The organism is Falsihalocynthiibacter sp. S25ZX9 (assembly GCF_041205405.1).
GTDB lineage: Bacteria > Pseudomonadota > Alphaproteobacteria > Rhodobacterales > Rhodobacteraceae > Falsihalocynthiibacter > Falsihalocynthiibacter arcticus.
The window spans coordinates 104957-123573 of record NZ_JBGFCD010000005.1; the positions used below are offsets into that span (position 1 = coordinate 104957).

The following is an 18617-nucleotide window of genomic DNA, read 5'->3' on the forward strand; positions in this document are numbered from 1 at the left end:
ACAGGTGTTAAGTCATAACATGAGGTCTGGTCTAAGCGTTTTAAGAGCTATTGCCGTTTTCAGTATATAGTCGTTGCGGGCAATATTGATCGAGATCAAGGAATTTCCGCCGTCACTGGGTAGTCTATTGAGAATTATTTCACTTCAGTTTTCGAGGTAGTTCCCAATGGTATTTCGCGTTTTTTGGAAAGTTTCACTGTGCCTTGGGCTGGCACTGGGGGCAAGTTTGTCGATCTCTGCCTCGGCTCAGAACGCGCCAACAAATGAGGAAATACTCGAGGCATGGCTGTCATCTCCACACGCAGACTCAACGCGCGAAGCTTTCCGTCATTGGGACACTGAGGGCGAAATTCCCGGCACTTGTGCGGTTTGCCATTCCTCTACGGGCGTAAGCGACTACTTAGCGGCGCCACAAACAATGCCCGGCCTCATTGATCACCCCGTTCCTATCGGAACGACCGTGGAGTGTAGCGCGTGCCACAATGACGGTGCCAAAGACTTGAGCGAGGTCCTGTTTCCAAACGGAACGACCGTCAGCACGCCAAACAGTTCGGCAATCTGTAGCGTTTGCCATCAGGGGCGGAGTTCCTCGGGGCAAGTGGAAGCCAGCGTGGCGGACATGGACGAAGATATCGTCTCGGCCGAAATCAAATTCATCAATATCCACTACGCGGCGGCCGCCTCCACCCAGCTTGGAAACACGGCGCGCGGTGGTTACCAATATGAGGGCCGCAGCTATGTCGGACCCTTCGCGCATGTCGAAACTTTAGGAACCTGCGTTAGTTGCCACAACCCTCATGACACGCGCGTTAAGTTGGAAAGTTGTACAACCTGTCATCAGGGTGCCGCCGACTTCCGCGCCATCCGTACCACGCCACTGGATATTCTGGGCGACGGCAATACGACAGCAGGCATCGGAGTTGTGATCTCCCAATTGCATGATCAATTGAACGCTGCGATCATGACCTATTCCCAAGAAATCGGCGGCGGAGCGATTGTGTACTCCGGCGCAGCCTATCCGTATTTTTTCAATGATCTCAATGCCGACGGCATCGCAGACCCAACAGAAACCGTCTTTCCGAACGCCTATAAAAGCTGGACTCCGCGTCTCCTGAAGGCCGCCTATAACTATCAATTCGTCAGCAAGGATAAGGGCGCATTTGCCCATAATGCGCACTATGTGATCCAATTGATGATTGATAGCATCGAAAGCCTATCCGAAGTTGCCACCGTAGACGCAACAGGCTTCACACGGCCATGAGCGCGTGTCGGGAGGCTTTGATTGCTCCCTTCCGATCCGAATGAGGGAGCTTAGTTCTGTTTAATTTACAAAAAGGCCTAGAGGGAAATATGGGCTTGGGGCCTGATAGCCCCCTCCCCGAAACGCGTTCCGTGCGCAGAGTTGCGCTCATGGGGCGGGATTATCCCGGTGTGTCGTTTGACCTTTGTGTGGCCGAAAATGATCAGGTCGGCGCGGGGCAGACCCTCTGTACCGACCGTCGCCATCCGGAAATTTGTTTTGTTGCCACAGTGGCAGGCCATGTGAGCCAAATAAAACGGGGACGACGGCGCAGTTTGGACACGTTGGAAATCACGGGCCAAGGTGACGCCGAACATATTTTTGACATCGCCCAAACCCAGAATGATGACGCAGCATTGCGTCAGCTCTTGTTAAAAAGTGGTGCATGGACCAGCTTTCAAACCCGCCCTTTTGGCTTTCTACCCGACCCAGAAACCAAACCTTCGGCAATTTTTGTCACTGCTAAAGACACCCACCCCTTTTCCGCCGATCCTGCCAAGGTTTTGGCATCCCAACCACAAAACTTCCTACGCGGGATCGAGGCACTTTTGCGGTTAACAGACGGACCAGTGTACCTCTGTCAAAAGCCCGGATCCCCCTTGGCTCCCGAGCGCGCGCGTCTCAAGATCGCACCTTTTTCCGGCCCCCATCCCGCAGGACTGGCCGGTACTCACATCCACGCCCTCTTGCCCGTTTCGCGGCAACGAGCCGTTTGGCAAATCGGCTATCAGGACGTTCTCGCGATTGGCCATTTGCTGGAAACCGGTCGCATCATGTCGTCGCGCACCGTATCTGTTGCCGGTTCTGGCCTGTCCAAACCAGTGTTGGTCACGGCGCCCTTGGGTGCGAGACTGACGGATCTGGTGGCGAACCCCACCCAAACCTTGCAATCTGGCGCGATTTTTTCTGGCCGTGAGGCCGCGTTTCTCGGGCGTTTTGATTTGCAAGTAACTTGCAATGATAGCCACGCCCATGCCCTTCCTTCACGACCGTTTTGGCACAAACTAATGGATCGCCTCCCCATCCCCGCAAATGGCGCGACCCTGCCGTTGGAAGCCTTTGAGCGTGCATTTCCCTTTGATATATTGCCTGTCCCATTGATGCGCGCCTTGGCCGTGGGGGATGTGGAAACAGCGGAACGCCTAGGTTGCCTTGAGCTTTTGGAAGAAGATCTTGCCCTCCTGACGTGGCTCTGCCCCTCGGGCAACGACTACGGCACACTTTTGCGCCACGCACTGAATACGCTGGCCAAGGAGCACGTCGAATGAGACGGCAAAACGCTTATCTACCCCCTCTTTGGAACTCCTATCGGGTAACGGCGGCGACTTGCTTTGCCCTTTTGCCGCCCTTGGCGCTCACGATTTCTGAGCGTGGTGTCGCAATTTTACTGCCCCTTGTTGTGGCGCTTGCTTTGGCGGGGGGCTGGGCGTTTGCGTTTTCTCGCTTGCGACACAAGCCCATAGATTGGCACGGTATCGTGACCGCTTTGGTTTTTATTCTTCTGGCACCAAGTACGGTTCCGCTGTGGCAACAGGGCCTCGCGCTGACGTTTGGCCTTGTGCTGGGCGACCTGATTTTTGGTGAACGCGGGCGTGGTTTTTTAAACGCGAGTGTTGTCGCCCTTGCGTTCCTTCTGTTTTCGTTCCCAGGCATCACAAGCGGGACAGACGGCCCTTCAGCGGCGATCGCAGCAGGAATAAGTGGCGCATTATTACTGGTGTTCGGTCTTTTGTCATGGCGCATTGTTGTCGGATTTTGCATCGGACTTTTGGCAATAACAACGCTTCTAGGCACCTCCCCAGACTGGACGGCCCTACAAAGTGCGACCCTTATCCTTGGCCTTGTGTTCCTCATCGGTGATCCGGTCGCCGCCGCCAGTACCAATGTTGGACGCTGGCTTTACGGTGGGTTTTCAGGCGGGCTTCTCGTGATCCTTGGTCAAGCTGGTGGTGGCACCGTATCCCTGAACGCGGTGGTCTTTACCGCCCTTCTAGCAAGCATCTTTGCCCCATTGATCGATCAAATCGTTATAACCGCCAATGTTAGGCGAAGGGCAAAAAGGCAGGCCCATGACTGAATTCTCCCCCCTCACTTGGTGGCGTCGTTTTCTGGCCCTTCCCAATGATAATCGTGTCAAAACTTTGGGAGTCGCCTTTCTGGTCGCGCTGATTTCCGCCCTCACCGTGTCCCTCACATCCGTTTTGCTTCAACCGCGTCAACAGGCGCATATTGATGCCGCCCGTGAAGCCAAATTTGCCGCGATGGTGGCCACCCTCCCCGGATTAGCGGATATTTTGCGCGAGACCGGAGCGGAAACATTGGACACCGTGATTGTCGATCTAGCGGCTGGAAAAATAGACGAAACCATCGACGCCGCCAGCTATGATTTCCTCGCGGCGCAGACCGATTCAAGCCAAAGCACCCCCCTCCTACCGGAGGTTGACCTCGCCGCAATTAAAGTACGGCCAAATCATGCCCCCGTGTATTTGCTACGTGGAAACAAAGGCTTGGCGCTTGTTGTCCTGCCAATTTACGGTGCGGGATATCAATCAACCCTCCGCGCGTACCTTGCCCTTGAAGGTGATTTGAACACTGTTGCGGGCCTGAGCATCTATGAGCAAGGCGAGACGCCCGGACTTGGATCACGAGTCACCGATCCGGCATGGTTGGCGCAATGGTCGGGCAAACAGACGGCCAACACGGCCGGTGAAATCACCATATCGGTGGTGCGCGGCACGGGCGCAACCCCGTTCGAAGTGGACGGCATTGCGGGGGCAACGCGCTCGACGACGGGGCTTTCAAACCTCGTGCGTTTCTGGCTGGGCGCGGATGGATATGGCCCGTTCCTGAAGCGCCTAAAATCAGGGGACATGTAAAATGACCAGATCAAACATGCACTACCTTACGGCGCCACTGATTGACAATAACCCCATTACTTTGCAAATGCTGGGTATCTGCTCGGCGTTGGCTGTGACCACCGCGCTGGACACCGCCTTGACCATGAGCCTTGCCTTGATGGCGGTCCTAGCCGCCGCCAGCACCGCCATCAGTATGATCCGAAATCACTTGCCTTCGTCGATCCGCCTCGTTGTTCAAATCACTATCATTGCCTCGCTGGTGATCGTCGCCGATCAGGTGCTGCGTGCCTTTGCGTTCGAGATAAGCCAGCGGTTGTCTGTATTTGTGGGGCTGATCGTGACCAACTGCATCGTGCTGGGCCGTGCGGAATCCTTTGCGATGCGCAATCCGGTTTGGCCGAGCCTGTTGGACGGTTTGGGCAACGGGCTTGGTTATGGAATGATCCTCATGAGCGTGGCGACAATCCGCGAGTTGTTGGGGTCTGGTTCCCTGTTCGGTCAACAAGTTCTGCCCTTGGTTGCGACAGGTGGCTGGTTCCAACCGCTTGGCTTCATGCTCCTTGCACCAAGCGCCTTCTTCATCATCGGCCTGATGATCTGGGGCATCCGCTCGCGCCGCCCTGCACAAATCGAAGACGATGAATTTCCGATTTTGCCCGCACGTGTGGGGGATCAGCCATGATCGAACTTTTCGTTCAATCCGTCCTTCAGGAAAACCTTGCGCTCACCTTCTTCCTAGGGATCTGCACCTTCCTTGCCGTGTCCAAACGGGTGGAAACAGCCTTTGGGCTTGGGATTGCGATGATCGTGGTTCAATCCATCACCGTACCGGTGAACCACTTGATATTTCAGGGCCTTTTGATTGAGGGAGCTTGGGCGTGGGCCGGCCTGCCCGAAGTTAATCTGACGTTCCTGAAGCTAATTTCCTTCATCGGGGTGATTGCGGCACTTGTTCAAATCCTTGAAATGGCCCTTGATCGCTATGCCCCTGCCCTGCACCGAAGCCTTGGTGTTTTCTTGCCGCTCATCACGGTTAATTGCGCCATTCTCGGGGGAAGTCTGTTCATGGTCGAACGACAATATACTTTGCCCGAAAGCATGGTTTATGGCTTTGGCAGCGGTGTTGGATGGGCTCTCGCAATTGTCGCTTTTGCCGCCATCCGCGAACGGCTTCGCTATGCGGATGTGCCCGAAGGCCTGCGCGGATTGGGTCTGGCTTTCATCGTGACGGGCCTGATGTCTATGGGCTTTTCGGCGTTTGTCGGAGTGAGCCTGCCATGATTGAGGTCCTGCTAGGAAGCGTGGTTTTTGTTTGTATTGTCCTGTTGCTGGCCACAGTTGTACTGGCGGCGCGCGCCTTTCTGATGCCCGCAAAAAACGTGACGATTCAAGTAAACGGACGTCAGGAAATCACGGCCAAGACGGGCAACAAACTCCTCACGATCCTCTCGGACGGTGGGATGGTCATTCCATCGGCCTGTGGGGGCGCGGGAACCTGCGGTCAGTGTCGCGTTCAGGTGATGGAAGGCCGCACACCAGCCCTCCAAACCGAAACGGCGTTGCTGTCGCGCCAAGATATTGCCAAGGGTGTGCGGTTGGCCTGTCAAACCACCCTACGGGACAACATATCGATCACCCTGCCCGAAAGCATGCTGCGAGCCAAGTCGTGGGTTTGTCAGGTGGTTTCGAGCCGCTCCGTTGCGACACTTATCCGCGAAATTGTGTTGGATCTGCCCACAGGCACCGACTTTACTTTCATCCCAGGCGCGTTTGTTACAGTTGAGGCGCCGGCGTATACATTGCGGTTTTCGGACTACGCAGTTTCACCCGAGCATCAGGCCGCATGGGACAAAATGGGCGTGAACGATTTAACCGCCAGCAGCCAAGAAAACACCTCCCGCGCCTATTCCATTGCCACGGCAGCAGGGGAAAAGGCTGGGCGCATTGTCTTGCTTGTCCGGCTTGCCCTGCCCCCGCCAAATCACGCAGATCTGCCACCTGGGATTGTATCGTCGTGGCTGTTTGGCTGCGCTGAAGGGGATAAGGTGAACGTGTCGGGCCCCTTCAGCACCTTCGCCGCACAGGACAGTAAACGCGAAATGGTTTTTATCGGCGGCGGAGTCGGCATGGCCCCCCTGCGGGCGATCATCTCGGACCAATTGGAGCAACAAGGCGCCACGCGCAAAATCAGCTTTTGGTATGGCGCGCGCAGTCGTATGGATTTATTTTACGAACAGGAATTTGAATTCTTACAGGAAAAACACACCCATTTTCATTGGACCGCAGCGCTCTCGGACCCCGCCCCCGACGACGACTGGCAAGGCGAAACGGGCTTTATTCATGAGGTTGCTTTGCGCTGTCATCTTGCCGCACATCCAGCACCGCATGATTGCGAATACTACCTCTGCGGACCGCCCCTAATGATCCGCGCCGTACTAACGATGCTGGACGATCTTGGGGTCGATCCTGAGCGAATTTTCAATGATGATTTTGGAGGGTAGCCCATGACATACACACGACGCAAATTCTTGGTAGGCACAGGTGCGATGTTTTGGGCAACGGCACTTAGGGCGCAAACCCGTGATGTCCTGCAAATCGAAGGACCAGCCTTTGGCGCAAGTTGGCGGATCAGAATTGCCGCCGGAGCCGATGCGGGCGCGATTGTGTCCGCTGTCAAAGGCATTGTCACCTCGGTGGACGGCGCCATGTCGCCCTTCCTGCCAATGTCCGAAATCTCGCGTTTCAACCGAATGGAAACGCTGGAATGGGTGCCCCTGTCGGCGCAAACCCACACTACAATCCGCGAGGCCAAACGCGTGGCGACCCTCACACGCGGCGCTTTTGATCCCACACTCGGTGGCGTGGCCGGACGCTATGGATTTGGTCCCATAACACAGCAACCCGCGGGCAGATTTGGCGATCTGGAACTCGGCGCACAAAGCGCGAAAAAAGCCCATATTTCCCAAACGCTCGACCTCTGTGGCATTGCCAAGGGCCACGCATTGGACCGGATCGCCACGGCGCTAATGACCCTTGGCCAGGCCAGCTTTTTCATTGAACTCGGCGGAGAGGTTTATGCGCTGGGGCATCACCCTGCGGGTCGCCCTTGGTACGCTGGTATCGAGCGCCCAGAGCCACAATCCGCCGCGCTTCAACGTGTTGTGGCCATTGACGGCGAGGCCTTGGCCACGTCTGGGGATCGCGTTAACCGTTTTGATTTCAACGGTCGACGCTACGGCCATATTATTGATCCAAAGCTTAAGCGACCAGCCGATACCCCCCTTGCCTGCGTAAGTGTTTTTGCACCACAGGCAATCACCGCCGATGCCTTGGCCACGGCCCTTTTCGCAATGGGCCCCGAGCAAGGCATTTCGTTTGCCAACCGTGAGCATATCCCCGCATTGTTCGTGGTACGGGATGCAAGCGGTCTGCGGGAGGTTATGACGGCCAACTTCTCAACGCGGATTATTGGATAGGGAACGCGGATGATCACTTTTGGTATAACACTCGGCCTCATCCTTCTGGCAATCATCGGCCTGTCATTGGGAGCGATCTTTGGACGTGCTCCGATCAAGGGATCTTGCGGCGGGTTGGCTTGCATTCCCAGCGCGGAATGTGCCGTCTGCCCCAAGCGATCTAGCAAAGGGAGCTCGACATGAATTCTCAGCCGCGCGTAAGCGATTATATGACGATCGACTTGACCCTCCTGCGCCCAGAAATGCGCATTCTGGAGGCTATGAAAGTGTTGCTGGACAAGCGGATTTCGGGAGCGCCGGTTGTCGATGCGGACGGTGCTCTGATTGGCGTTCTTTCCAAGAAAGATTGCCTGCGCGCCGCCCTCAATGCCGCGTATTATCAGGAATGGGGTTGCGCAGTCTCGGGCTACATGAGCGCCAAAGTTGAGACAATGGAGGCCGAGACGGACCTTGTCACCGCTGCGGGGCACTTCCTTGCCAGTAATTTTCGTCGTTTTCCTGTTGTGCAAGACGGGCGTTTGGTCGGACAAGTCAGCCGCGCGGATATCCTAAAAGCGCTTCTGGAAAACTGGCAGTGAGGCCAAGGGACGCGGCCATTATTCAGCCCCCCTCCACCAAAATTGTCTCCGCGCTTATTGAATAATCCATTGACCATGGCTCGCTCGGTTTCAGCTTAACGCCGAAAGGACGCGGAGAGTCCTTTGCTGCCCCAAAAAGAGGTTTCGTACCGCGATCAAACCAGCTCGATATCGGCTCGACTCCCAATCCGCGGAACGCCCCTAGGTGCTCAAATTGATGCGGGTTCGCCAACCAGAAAAGGCAGTGCGGCAGGGCATTTTCATCCCATTGAAGGACCGCCTTCTTGCCCTCCTGCGGGTATTCCACCGCGACTTTTCCGCCCGCGTCATACCCCTGCACAAGCTCTGTAGAAAGGCCCGTATATCCTTGTGAAAAGTCAATTTCCTGCCCGTCAGCCCCGAACAGCATACGACCTTCGGCGGCAACAAGCTGAAAATTTGGCGTGCGAATTTCTGCGGGCATTGGTTCGAGCAAGGTGCTGTTTTCCAAACCAATATGGACCGGCGCATCAGTCGGCAGTCGAAAAATCGGATGCAACCCAATCGGTAGTTCACATGCGTTGCGCACAATAATCGACAAGCTGCAATCGACGCGATGCGCCTCCTCAGACACTTCAATTGTTCTGCGCAACTGGCTGACAACATGGGATTTTGGAAAGTCGATAACGAGTTCTATCCGACGCTGTGACTGGTGTGTACATCGCCAATGCGCGTTGCTTGCATAGCCATGATGCTGTGGGTCGCTAGGGCTTGTGCCGAAGGGAACGCAGGGCCATTCTCCGCCCAATCTCTGCAAATGCGGCGCAATTTTGCAGTCTTCCTTGGGGGCGTCATCCGCCCAGTCTGCTTGCGCCAATGGTGCGAAAGTATCGCCATTTGCAAATAAGAAATGAACGTTTTGCAACATACCCCCTAAGGAGCGAACTTCCGCTGTGCAAATCGCCGAAGACAGCGTCCACTTCGCATTGTCTTTGCACGTTTCTATTGAGTCATCCATCTTTGCCGCCTGACGATGTAAGGAGTTGTTTAACCGCGCTTCTCCTTAAATAATTGTCCCTGTCTCGTCTAGACGTAGAAGAACTCACCCTCAATTTCACCGCACCTAATCTCGGACGCGTTTTTTCCACTTGATCCCCGAAACTATCAGCAATCCGACGCTCAGCAATGTTGCGATTGCTAACACCAAACTGACTGGACGCGTAAAGAACGGTTCAAGCGATCCTTCGGACAGGATCAAACCGCGACGCAGGCTTTTATCGAGGATGTCACCAAGCACGAGGCCCAAAACCAGCGGAGCCATGGGATAGTTCATTTGCCGCAAAACGAAACCGACTGTACCAAACGCCAGCATAACCCAAACGTCAAACGGGCGCGCCGCGATCGCGTAGGAACCAACCACGCATAAAACAAAGATGATCGGCAGCAATCGTTCACGCGGGATGCGCAACACAAGCAGCAACGGGGTCGTCAATAGGACCCCGTAAACGGTCATCGCAATCGCTGCGAGGACCGTCGCGGCAACGATACCATACACCATGTCGGCGTTTTGGATCATAATCAGGGGTCCGGGTTGAACACCATGAATAATCAAGGCCGCGAGCAGCACCGCCGAAGGGGCCGATCCGGGAATACCCAATGTTAGAACTGGAATAATCGCGCCCGGAACGGCAGCCGAATTTCCAGTTTCCGCGGCGATCAATCCCTCTTTGGAGCCTTTACCAAACATCTCTTTTTCTTTGCTGAAACGCTTGGCGATAGCATAAGAAACCCAAGCACCTATGTCCTCGCCGACACCCGGTATCAACCCCATCACTGTTCCCGCGACCCCCGAGCGCAAGACCGTGGGAGAAAAGCTTACGATTTCTCGCATACGGGGCAGAAGCCGCCCCTTGTTTTCCGCCATCTCTGGTGTTTTGCTATTGGAGATACTGGAAATAATTTCAACAAATCCAAAGGCACCAACCATAGCTGGGATCAAACTAATGCCGCCCGTAAAGTCATGAATTCCATAGGAATATCTGGCGTAGGCAAAGACTTGTTCCTGTCCGACCATTGCGAGGATCAACCCCAAAAAGCCTGCGATAAAGCCCTTCAGGGGATCGGAACTCGCGGTCAATCGGCCCGAAATAACGATGCCAAACAAGGCAAGCCAGAAGAACTCATACGAGCCGAATTTCAGGGCATAACTGGCCAAAATCGGGGCCGTAAACAATAACAAAGCTACTCCGACCAATGTGCCAAGGAGCGAGCCGATTGTCGCAAGCCCCAAGGCTTCACGCGCCTTGGATTGACGGGCCAAAGGGTAGCCATCGAGGGTGGTGGCGGCACTCGCTGGTGTGCCCGGCATGTTTAGGATGATCGCCGTTCGGCTGCCGCCATAAATCGAGCCCACATACATCCCCAAGAGCGCGGTGATTGCCTCCGCGCTGTCCATCTGGAAGGTCAACGTCGTCAGAAGCGCGAGTCCCATCGTGGCGGTAAGACCGGGCATCATACCGATGACAACGCCAAGAAGGGTCGCCCAGAGGGTGGTCAGCAAGAGGCTGGGTCCAAGTGCCAGCTGAAACGCGGCGAGGATCTGCATAAAATCTGGCATTATGACCTCAAGGAAGCTGCACGAGAAAGAGCTTCTGGAATATTATGTGGGTGCCAAAACTCACGATCAGACCAAGGACGGCCGCGATCGTGAGGATGCGCCATATCGGCGTTTTCTTGGTCGCGTCTTCGGGTTTTAGCCATGTTTCAAACACCGCAACGAAGGCAAATATGAACAAGAAAGTCGCGGGCACATAGGGCATATTTCCAAACAATACCGCGCCGTAGCCAAGCGTCAGGACAAACGCCGCGAGGGCGCGCTTGCGATTGGCGGGATTCCCGAAAACATCGCTCCAAAATTCGAAGTCCTCTGCGGCCTTTCCTGCTGGCCTAAATACAAGGAACAAGCCACAGATACTTAAGCCAATTCCCAAGAGGGCGGGGGTGAAACCGGGGGCTTGGTAAATTGGAGCACCCTGTGCCTCAAACCGAGGCATTGCCCAAGCGCCTGCGAAAACCAGCGCGCCAAGCAGGGTAAAAAAGACGCCGGAAATCCGATCCAGACTGCTGTTGTTCATGTCATGACCTTCCTTAAGTGCCGGACCGAAAACAGGACGGTCCGGCGGAGTTTACGCGCGAGATTAGGGGCGCGGGATGTCAAGTTCGTCAGGGCTGATGGTCGATTGCCCGCCGTCATGCAGCAACCATGCGTTTGATTGGATCGAAGGCCAAACCTTGGCTTGGGCCTCATCGCCCGAGAACACAGTCATGATTGATCCACGCCCATCGGTGTATTCCGCAAGGGCCGTGGAGTTTGCCATCACATCGCTCCAAGCAGCTTCCATTTTGGCGGTCACTTCGTCAGGAACATCGCCAGGGATGAAAATACCGAAGTAAATCGGAGCAACGGCGAGGTCGGGCAATTCGGTCAAAACCGATGGGATTACGCCCGCCCCTTTGACTTCAACGTCGCTGTCGGAGATAATCGCAATGGGTTTGAGCACACCCGCCCGCAGCATGTCGATTTGCTCGGAGATCAGTTGGGTTGTGACGTCGGTTTCGCCCGCGACTGTGGATTGAACTGCCGTCGCTCCGCCATCATAGATCGCGTGGATGTAGGATCCATCAACCGCGTTGGACAGGGCTTCAATCGACGAGTGCCCCGCGGAATTCACGCCCGAAGTGCCAACCTTAAGGCCACCAGCTTTCAAGGCTGCCAGAAAACCCGCAAGATCATTGATTTCGGAGTTAGCAGGCACCGAAATCACGCTCGCCAATGCTGAATTCAAATAGAGATCCCAATCTTTGATCGAGGTGTCCATTTTCCCTGTCACCGCATAAGTCCCGAGGTCTTTTGCCGCGCCTGCGGTCCATGTGTACCCGTCGTGTGGCGCATCCCATGCCGCTTTTGAACCGATTGAGCCAGACGCGCCTTCTTGATTAACGACAACAACGTTTTGCCCAAGCGCATCTTCGAGTTCCGCCGCCACGATGCGGGTCACCTGATCGGTGGCACCACCCGCACCCCATGGCACGATAAGTTGGATCGGTTTTTCGGGCCATTCTGCCATCGCAGGGGCCGCAATTGCCGTCGCTACAACTGTCGCTCCGGCTGCTAAATAATGTTTAAATCTCATAGTTTCCTCCAGTTGGTTCGTTTTTAAGCTCAATGCCTGTCTGCCAGTGTGCCGAGCCGAATAGCTTGGTTCTGGGCCTCCATTGCCAGCCTCATCACGGTTAGTGTGTGCCTCTGTGGGCAGGCCGTTTCGGTTCGATTTTCGATATCGTGGCGCAGATGCGCGAAATACGGCGTTCCTGCGTTTGACGCATCAAACCGTGTGCATTCCGTCCCGTTGACCAAAAACACATGATCTCCTCCCGCTTGTCCGCCGATATCCATATATTTTCGCAACTCGATGTAACCCTCAGTGCCAACAATCGTTACACGACCGTCGCCCCAATTGGGGGCCGCATCAGGGGTAAACCAGTCGAGCCGGACATAGCCCTGCACCCGACCAGCACTCAGGTTCATTTCGCCAAAATCCTGAAATTTTGGATGCGCGGGTGTGTTCATATTTCCGACGGTTGAACGGGTAATTTCCGCCGTTTCCGCACCCGAGAAATGGAGGAACTGGTCAATCTGATGCGCGCCGATATCGCCCAGAATGCCGCCGTATTCTGATGGTAACCAAAACCAGTCTGGCCGCATCTGGGCATTCAATCGGTGCGGGCCGACGGCCATGATATGCACAATCTCGCCAATCCGCCCTTCGGCCAGGAATTGATCGCAAAGCGTGACCGCAGGCACCTCAAACCGTTCTGAGAAATTGATCGACCAAATACGCCCCGTCGCTTTGATTGTCGCTTCAATGTCGACCAATTCCTCTGACGTGAGACAACCTGGTTTGTCCAACATCACGTCCTTGCCATGCCGCATGGCCTCAATTGACAGGAGGGCGCGATCTTTGGGTGCCGCTGCAATCAAAACCAGTTGAATGGTTTCATCGTTCAGGATTTCATCAATACTCGTCACACGCGCAACATCGGGAAACCGTTTGGTGAAACCGGCCAAGGGTTGCGGCTCGCCTTCGGTCCAGTAGGCGGCAAATGTACAACCCGCATCGATCATGCCCTGCGACATCCCGTAAATGTGCCGGTGATCCAGTCCCAACGCCGCGAATTTTAACGTCATGACGCCACCTGCACAGCGGTGAGTTGACCTGATCGCGCCGACCGTTCAATCGCATCGATCAACCTGTGCACGTCTAAAGCATCCCGTCCGGTTATGCGCGGCGCACGCCCATCTCGCAGGCTCATGGCAAAATCTGCGATCAAGTCACGGTGCCAGTCGCAGGGGAAGTCCATCGGGTCGCTACCGCCGCCCGTTCCGGTAATTTCGCCGATGGTTTCGGTGCGGCCATCGCGCCAGTTAATCACCAACTCGCCCGCAGCTAAGCGCAGGCCTGCCTTGTCCGTATCCAATTCCAAGGTTTCCGCCCCACCCGGATAGCTCGCTGTTGTGGCCATGACAGAACCAATCGCACCATTCGCAAAAACCAACCCCGCGTTGGCGAAATCCTCGCCTTCCATGTCATGGAGAGATGTTGTGCCAATAAGCGCGGAGACTTTGGACACTGGCCCTGTAAGGCTTAACATTAAATCCAGCATATGAATGGCTTGGGTAATTAAAACTCCGCCGCCATCCGTCGCATAGGTTCCCCGCCCAGCCTGATCGTAATAAGATTGGTCGCGCCACCAAGGCACCGTCACGCGCACCATATTGATTTTGCCAAGAGTACCGCCGTCAACAAGGCCGCGAAGCGCCTCCGCCCCCGCACGAAACCGATGCTGCAAAACAATCCCAAGCTGCACCCCCGCCGCTTCGCAGGTTTCAACAAGAGAAACGGCGCGCGACAAATCCCGCTCAACAGGCTTTTCCATCAAGACATGTTTGCCAGCCTTGGCCAGAGCCGCCACGATATCCGCCCGCGCATTTGGAGGGGTTATGACGATTGCTCCGTCAACAGTCGCGTCCTCACAAATGGCTTGCAAACTATCATACGCCCGCCAACCGCCTTGTTCTGCGACCGCCTTTCTCCGCTCTTCGTTGCGGGCAAACACGCCAGCCACTTCGACGTTTGGCGCAAGTTGGCGCAGGGCGGCCAGATGCGGCTTTGAAGCCATACCAAGGCCGATGACGGCCAGTCGAATGGGTTGGTTAGCCATTTTGTAGCGTCTCCTTGACGGTTTTGTGCAGGCGCACATTAGTGCGAGCGCCTTGGCGGGCAGGATAAAATGGGTCGGAATACTGCACTATCTTCAACCGCCTCTACTTTGTCGCTCTGTTGTATACATGAATACACTGTGTCTGAGTTGAAAGATTCTTGCAAGGGCAACGAGCAGACTAAGTCTGAGTTAAAGTTTCACATGCGCGCGAAAAGATCGTTGGCGAGGTAAGGAACAGTGCGCGCCTTATCTCGCCAAACTTGGTCAGTAGCCCATTAAGCGTGGCAGGCCGAGGCTGATGATTGGCACAAACGTGGTGAGCATGAGTGCTGCGAAAATCGCTAGATAGAACGGCCAGATTGTTCCGATGACACTTTCGATCTTCACCTTCGCAATCGAGCAGCCGACAAACAGGCAAGGCCCCACCGGTGGTGTCGTGAGGCCAAGGCCAAGGTTCATCATCAAGATCATCCCGAATTGTACTGGATCAACCCCAAGCGCTTTAGCAACGGGTAAAAAGATCGGCGTGCAAATCAAGATCAGCGCGCCCATATCCATGAACATGCCCAGTACAAGCAGCGACAAATTTATCAACAGCAGTAGAACGATCTTGTTTTCCGAAAGCGTTTGCATACCCGCAAGAATGGCGGATGGCACCTGATACAGCGTGATGAAATAGCTGAACGATTGGGCCGTACCGACAAGGATCATCACCATTGCCGTTGTGCGAATGGCCTGCGTTACGCTGTCCCTAAAGTCCTGCCAAGACAGGGAACGATAGAAAAACACGGTGACAAAAAGCGCATAGATCACGCCAATAGCCGCGCTTTCCGTCACGGTGAAAATGCCGGAAACCACGCCACCGATGATAATAACGGCCGTCATAAATCCGGGAAGCGCCGCTCCCATCGCAAACACAACGGCGCGCCAGCCGGGGAAGATGCCCGTTGGATAGCCCCGACGAACCGCGATCACATAGGCCGCGACGGACAAACAAAGACACAGGATAATGCCAGGGATAACGCCCGCAATGAATAGGGAGGTGATCGAAATACCGCCACCTGCGGCCAGTGCATAGAGGATCATGTTGTGGCTTGGCGGGATCAGAACGCCGGCGATTGATGAGGTAACCGTGACGTTGACCGTATAGTCATCGTCATAGCCCCGTTCGCGCATCATCGGTATCATGACCGATCCAAGCGCGGAGGTATCGGCCACAGCCGAGCCAGAAATACCACCGAAAAGCATCGATGTGAGCACGTTGACGACGCCGAGGCCGCCGCGCACCTGCCCTACAACGGTCTCTGCCGCACGGACCAATCGGATCGCGATCCCGCCGCGCATCATGATCTCGCCTGCGAAAATAAAGAAGGGAATTGCGAGCAGGGAAAAGACGTTGATCCCAGCAACGATGCGCTGAAAGACGATCAACTCGGGAATACCCTGATAAGTTGCGGTTGCTAGTGCGGCGATGCCCAAGGCAAAAGCAATTGGAATCCCTGCGATCACTGTGATGACAAAGACCATAAGAAGAATTGTAAGACCCATCCTAGATATCTCCCATTTGCGAAACATCCAGCGGCGGATCCATCTCGTCGCCCATCCACAAGAACCAAACACGCTCAACCATGAACAGGACAATCAAGCCCCCCGTGAGGATCAGGGGCGCATATTGCAACCCCTGTGGCAGCCCCAAAAGCGGAATATCCCGCCCCCAAGTGCCAACGACCAGCGGCCAAGATTCGACCATCATCGCCACGCCAAAAAAGCCGAGGACAAAGGTGTTTGCTGTCTTTAGAATACGTCGCGCTTTTGGTCCTAAATAATCGGTAAGGTAGTCGATACCCAGATGGAAATTCTCGCGAAGCCCCACGGCGGCCATCGGGAGACACACAATCAAGACCAGCAATAAGGCCGCCTTTTCGGTCCACGTCGGCGTGTCATTCAGGACATAACGCCCCCAAACTTGCCAGCCCGTGAACACCACGAGCAACACCAGCGCTACCGAACTGATGCCAACCACGGCACGAGCAATATGGTCAACGGCTTTCCAATACATGAAGCAATTTCCTAGGTTCAATTAAAAAGGGGCGCTACATATGCAGCGCCCCATATTTGAGTTATTCGGTGTTCTGGATGCGCAGTAGCAAATCAGCTACGACCGGATCACTTGCGAATTGCTCATATACCGGCCCCATTTTGGCAGAGAACGTTGTGGTATCAATGCCTTCGACAATGGTTGCCCCGCCAGCTTCGACGATTTCACGCGATTTTGCTTCACGGGCCGCCCAAAGCTCGCGCTGATAAATCGCAGCTTCTTGCGCAGCTTCACTGATGATGGCCTGATCGGCTTCCGAGAACTTATCCCAAGTGGTTTTGGCAAAGATGATGCCTTCAGGAACAATCGTGTGGTTGTCGATGATATAGTAAGGCGCAACTTCAAAATGCCCTGTGGATTCATAGCTTGGCCAGTTGTTTTCGGCCCCGTCCACAACTCCGGACTGGATTGATGTATAGACTTCACCAAATGGCAACGGCGTCGCATTCGCGCCTAGGGCTTCAACCATGGCCACGTTGATGTCGCTATTTTGCACGCGGAATTTCTTGCCCGCGATGTCCTCAACCGAGTTCAGCGGCTCATTTGCATAGAAGCTGCGCGAACCAGACGCGAACCAAGACAGGGGTACCATGTTGGCTTCCGCCATGGCCGCTGCGATGTCCGCGCCGATCGGGCCTTCCATTACGCGATACTGATGTTCAGGGTCTTTGAAAACATAGGGCAGTGACGTCACGCCAAGCTCTTTGACTGTGTTAACCATCGGCGCCGTCGAGAAGACACCATAGTCAAGCGCGCCAAACTGCAATTGCTCTGTTGCAAACTCGCCCTCGCCCAGCGTCGCGCCATGGTAGTTCTGCATTTGAACGCGGCCCTCGGTGCGCTCCTCAACCAATTCAACAAAACGATCAAGCGCGATAGAGACTGGGTAATCTGGCACGTGCGTATTCCAGCCACGCAATTCCTGCGCCTGAGCGGTTCCTGCCAGCAATGCTGCGGCAAGGCTAAGTCTAAGTATCTTATTCATAGTAACTCCTCCCTAGAGTGGTTGTTGGATTATCGGGTCCTTCCCAATCGGGATGACGGATGACGATGCGTAACCGTTGCGACTGGTCTGACCGGTCAAAATAAACGGCATCCAATACAAACTAAACAACGTCATATAGTCAAAAAATATTTGATTCCCCTAAATTGGCCCGTCCAATTAACGAACTTGACCCGATTTTTACTCTTTCGGCAAGACCAATTCTGGATATTTGCCTTTTGTTTCCCCGCGCACTGGCATAATATACCCCGACAACTCGGCGAGGAGGCCCTTTTGACCCAGCGTTTTCACGAACCCGGATTTCGGCTTTATCGCCAAGTGGCCGACCAAATCACCAAAATCATCATTGATGAGGGTCTAAAACCTGGAACCCGATTGCCACCAGAGAGGGAACTCGCCACGCGCCTTAACGTCGCTCGCTCTACCCTGCGAGAAGCGATGATAGCGCTAGAAATTGCAGGACAAGTGAATATCCGCACGGGATCTGGTATCTATGTGACCAAGGCGGGGGCCTTAACTGGAGATGACCTTGGGGCGGGCCCGTTGGAACTATTGGATGCGCGGGAACTCATCGAAGGCGAGATTGCAGCAAGGGCTGCGACATCCATCGACGCAAACCATTTGATGGCAATCGAGGCGAGCATCAGTGCCATGGCAAGTGCCCACGGCAAAGAAACGCATCGTGACGCGGATCGCGCCTTTCATATCACCCTCGCGGAGGCCACCCGCATCGAACCACTTGTGCGGATCGTTGACGGGCTTTGGTCCCAAATGTTTTCGCCCCTTTTCGAGCGCATGGGGGTACTTACTGGCTTGTTTGGCGATTCTCAGGACACGGCGTTAAAACATCACCGCCTCATTCTAGATGCGCTCGCCGCGCGGGATGCGGAATTGTGTCGTCGACGGATGCAAGCGCATTTGATTGACGTGCGCCGCGTCCTTTTGCGCGCATCAGTTTTTACGCCGGACTCCTAGAGCAACGGGTGGATCGCATGTTTACCCTGCCGTTTGAGAAAAATTTTTCGCATTGGTACGGTATCCGC

General features: G+C 55.0%; 20 protein-coding genes. 11 read left to right on the forward strand and 9 right to left on the reverse strand.

Translation table 11 applies throughout. The annotated features are described in order from the left end of the window. Window positions 1-166 precede the first annotated feature (166 nt). Genes AB9F29_RS07555 through AB9F29_RS07600 form a run of 10 tightly spaced genes read left to right on the forward strand, consistent with a single transcriptional unit; the run spans window position 167 to window position 8212 of the window. Complete coding sequence (locus tag AB9F29_RS07555) at window positions 167-1261, forward strand: polyheme membrane-associated cytochrome C (RefSeq protein WP_369755179.1); 1095 nt, start codon at window positions 167-169, stop codon at window positions 1259-1261. Between the two features lie 56 nt (window positions 1262-1317). Then, window positions 1318-2568, forward strand: a complete 1251-nt coding sequence (locus tag AB9F29_RS07560; protein ID WP_369755289.1) for an NADH:ubiquinone reductase (Na(+)-transporting) subunit A — start codon at window positions 1318-1320, stop codon at window positions 2566-2568. Then, complete coding sequence (locus AB9F29_RS07565) at window positions 2565-3377, forward strand: RnfABCDGE type electron transport complex subunit D (protein WP_369755180.1); 813 nt, start codon at window positions 2565-2567, stop codon at window positions 3375-3377. Before AB9F29_RS07560 ends, AB9F29_RS07565 begins: the two co-directional genes overlap by 4 nt. Beyond that, window positions 3370-4176 (forward strand): NADH:ubiquinone reductase (Na(+)-transporting) subunit C, encoded by an 807-nt coding sequence (nqrC, locus tag AB9F29_RS07570; protein WP_369755181.1) that lies wholly within the window; start codon window positions 3370-3372, stop codon window positions 4174-4176. The genes AB9F29_RS07565 and nqrC overlap by 8 nt, the downstream gene beginning before the upstream one ends. Window position 4177: 1 nt before the next feature. Next, window positions 4178-4840 (forward strand): NADH:ubiquinone reductase (Na(+)-transporting) subunit D, encoded by a 663-nt coding sequence (locus tag AB9F29_RS07575; protein WP_369755182.1) that lies wholly within the window; start codon window positions 4178-4180, stop codon window positions 4838-4840. After that, entirely contained in the window at window positions 4837-5439 is a 603-nt protein-coding gene (gene nqrE, locus AB9F29_RS07580; protein WP_369755183.1) for an NADH:ubiquinone reductase (Na(+)-transporting) subunit E, read from the forward strand. Before AB9F29_RS07575 ends, nqrE begins: the two co-directional genes overlap by 4 nt. Next, window positions 5436-6659 carry an NADH:ubiquinone reductase (Na(+)-transporting) subunit F gene (gene nqrF / locus AB9F29_RS07585; protein ID WP_369755184.1) on the forward strand — a complete coding sequence of 408 codons (1224 nt, stop codon included), beginning with the start codon at window positions 5436-5438 and terminating at the stop codon, window positions 6657-6659. Before nqrE ends, nqrF begins: the two co-directional genes overlap by 4 nt. 3 nt (window positions 6660-6662) lie before the next feature. Beyond that, complete coding sequence (locus AB9F29_RS07590) at window positions 6663-7634, forward strand: FAD:protein FMN transferase (RefSeq protein ID WP_369755185.1); 972 nt, start codon at window positions 6663-6665, stop codon at window positions 7632-7634. A 9-nt stretch (window positions 7635-7643) separates the two neighbouring features. Then, window positions 7644-7817 carry a (Na+)-NQR maturation NqrM gene (gene nqrM, locus AB9F29_RS07595; RefSeq protein WP_335583582.1) on the forward strand — a complete coding sequence of 58 codons (174 nt, stop codon included), beginning with the start codon at window positions 7644-7646 and terminating at the stop codon, window positions 7815-7817. Further along, window positions 7814-8212 carry a CBS domain-containing protein gene (locus tag AB9F29_RS07600; protein ID WP_369755186.1) on the forward strand — a complete coding sequence of 133 codons (399 nt, stop codon included), beginning with the start codon at window positions 7814-7816 and terminating at the stop codon, window positions 8210-8212. Before nqrM ends, AB9F29_RS07600 begins: the two co-directional genes overlap by 4 nt. A gap of 22 nt (window positions 8213-8234) precedes the next feature. Here AB9F29_RS07600 and AB9F29_RS07605 read toward each other — a convergent pair whose 3' ends face one another. The 9 genes from AB9F29_RS07605 to AB9F29_RS07645 all read right to left on the reverse strand — a co-directional run bounded on the left by AB9F29_RS07605 (window position 8235) and on the right by AB9F29_RS07645 (window position 17556). Then, window positions 8235-9209 (reverse strand): hypothetical protein, encoded by a 975-nt coding sequence (locus AB9F29_RS07605; protein WP_369755187.1) that lies wholly within the window; start codon window positions 9207-9209, stop codon window positions 8235-8237. Between the two features lie 105 nt (window positions 9210-9314). Beyond that, complete coding sequence (locus AB9F29_RS07610) at window positions 9315-10808, reverse strand: tripartite tricarboxylate transporter permease (protein WP_369755188.1); 1494 nt, start codon at window positions 10806-10808, stop codon at window positions 9315-9317. 7 nt (window positions 10809-10815) lie between these two features. Beyond that, a complete protein-coding gene (locus AB9F29_RS07615) occupies window positions 10816-11325 on the reverse strand; it encodes a tripartite tricarboxylate transporter TctB family protein (RefSeq protein ID WP_369755189.1) in 510 nt (169 codons plus the stop codon). Between the two features lie 63 nt (window positions 11326-11388). Then, window positions 11389-12384 carry a Bug family tripartite tricarboxylate transporter substrate binding protein gene (locus tag AB9F29_RS07620; protein ID WP_369755190.1) on the reverse strand — a complete coding sequence of 332 codons (996 nt, stop codon included), beginning with the start codon at window positions 12382-12384 and terminating at the stop codon, window positions 11389-11391. A 29-nt stretch (window positions 12385-12413) separates the two neighbouring features. Beyond that, a complete protein-coding gene (locus tag AB9F29_RS07625) occupies window positions 12414-13439 on the reverse strand; it encodes a Gfo/Idh/MocA family protein (RefSeq protein WP_369755191.1) in 1026 nt (341 codons plus the stop codon). Then, the gene (locus AB9F29_RS07630; protein WP_369755192.1) at window positions 13436-14473 is read right to left on the reverse strand and encodes a Gfo/Idh/MocA family protein; all 1038 of its coding nucleotides are present in this window, start codon (window positions 14471-14473) and stop codon (window positions 13436-13438) included. The genes AB9F29_RS07625 and AB9F29_RS07630 overlap by 4 nt, the downstream gene beginning before the upstream one ends. A gap of 264 nt (window positions 14474-14737) precedes the next feature. Continuing rightward, on the reverse strand, window positions 14738-16021 hold the full coding sequence (locus AB9F29_RS07635; protein WP_335583590.1) for a TRAP transporter large permease: 1284 nt from the start codon (window positions 16019-16021) through the stop codon (window positions 14738-14740). A 1-nt stretch (window position 16022) separates the two neighbouring features. After that, window positions 16023-16532, reverse strand: a complete 510-nt coding sequence (locus tag AB9F29_RS07640; protein WP_369755193.1) for a TRAP transporter small permease — start codon at window positions 16530-16532, stop codon at window positions 16023-16025. Window positions 16533-16593: 61 nt separating this feature from the next. Beyond that, a complete protein-coding gene (locus AB9F29_RS07645; RefSeq protein WP_369755194.1) occupies window positions 16594-17556 on the reverse strand; it encodes a TRAP transporter substrate-binding protein in 963 nt (320 codons plus the stop codon). Window positions 17557-17847: 291 nt separating this feature from the next. On the opposite strand from AB9F29_RS07645, the gene AB9F29_RS07650 reads away from it, so the two are divergent. Continuing rightward, complete coding sequence (locus AB9F29_RS07650) at window positions 17848-18549, forward strand: FadR/GntR family transcriptional regulator (protein WP_369755195.1); 702 nt, start codon at window positions 17848-17850, stop codon at window positions 18547-18549. Window positions 18550-18617: the final 68 nt, after the last annotated feature.

What these genes read in the sequence shown, in the direction of transcription:
- AB9F29_RS07605 (WP_369755187.1), bottom strand. Translation starts at nt 9,209, where the DNA reads ATGGATGACTCAATAGAAACGTGCAAAGACAATGCGAAGTGGACGCTG.
- AB9F29_RS07590 (WP_369755185.1), top strand. Translation starts at nt 6,663, where the DNA reads ATGACATACACACGACGCAAATTCTTGGTAGGCACAGGTGCGATGTTT.
- AB9F29_RS07640 (WP_369755193.1), bottom strand. Translation starts at nt 16,532, where the DNA reads ATGTATTGGAAAGCCGTTGACCATATTGCTCGTGCCGTGGTTGGCATC.
- AB9F29_RS07645 (WP_369755194.1), bottom strand. Translation starts at nt 17,556, where the DNA reads ATGAATAAGATACTTAGACTTAGCCTTGCCGCAGCATTGCTGGCAGGA.
- nqrE (WP_369755183.1), top strand. Translation starts at nt 4,837, where the DNA reads ATGATCGAACTTTTCGTTCAATCCGTCCTTCAGGAAAACCTTGCGCTC.
- nqrF (WP_369755184.1), top strand. Translation starts at nt 5,436, where the DNA reads ATGATTGAGGTCCTGCTAGGAAGCGTGGTTTTTGTTTGTATTGTCCTG.
- AB9F29_RS07620 (WP_369755190.1), bottom strand. Translation starts at nt 12,384, where the DNA reads ATGAGATTTAAACATTATTTAGCAGCCGGAGCGACAGTTGTAGCGACG.
- AB9F29_RS07625 (WP_369755191.1), bottom strand. Translation starts at nt 13,439, where the DNA reads ATGACGTTAAAATTCGCGGCGTTGGGACTGGATCACCGGCACATTTAC.
- AB9F29_RS07615 (WP_369755189.1), bottom strand. Translation starts at nt 11,325, where the DNA reads ATGAACAACAGCAGTCTGGATCGGATTTCCGGCGTCTTTTTTACCCTG.
- nqrM (WP_335583582.1), top strand. Translation starts at nt 7,644, where the DNA reads ATGATCACTTTTGGTATAACACTCGGCCTCATCCTTCTGGCAATCATC.
- AB9F29_RS07630 (WP_369755192.1), bottom strand. Translation starts at nt 14,473, where the DNA reads ATGGCTAACCAACCCATTCGACTGGCCGTCATCGGCCTTGGTATGGCT.
- AB9F29_RS07635 (WP_335583590.1), bottom strand. Translation starts at nt 16,021, where the DNA reads ATGGGTCTTACAATTCTTCTTATGGTCTTTGTCATCACAGTGATCGCA.
- AB9F29_RS07610 (WP_369755188.1), bottom strand. Translation starts at nt 10,808, where the DNA reads ATGCCAGATTTTATGCAGATCCTCGCCGCGTTTCAGCTGGCACTTGGA.
- nqrC (WP_369755181.1), top strand. Translation starts at nt 3,370, where the DNA reads ATGACTGAATTCTCCCCCCTCACTTGGTGGCGTCGTTTTCTGGCCCTT.
- AB9F29_RS07600 (WP_369755186.1), top strand. Translation starts at nt 7,814, where the DNA reads ATGAATTCTCAGCCGCGCGTAAGCGATTATATGACGATCGACTTGACC.
- AB9F29_RS07555 (WP_369755179.1), top strand. Translation starts at nt 167, where the DNA reads ATGGTATTTCGCGTTTTTTGGAAAGTTTCACTGTGCCTTGGGCTGGCA.
- AB9F29_RS07565 (WP_369755180.1), top strand. Translation starts at nt 2,565, where the DNA reads ATGAGACGGCAAAACGCTTATCTACCCCCTCTTTGGAACTCCTATCGG.
- AB9F29_RS07575 (WP_369755182.1), top strand. Translation starts at nt 4,178, where the DNA reads ATGACCAGATCAAACATGCACTACCTTACGGCGCCACTGATTGACAAT.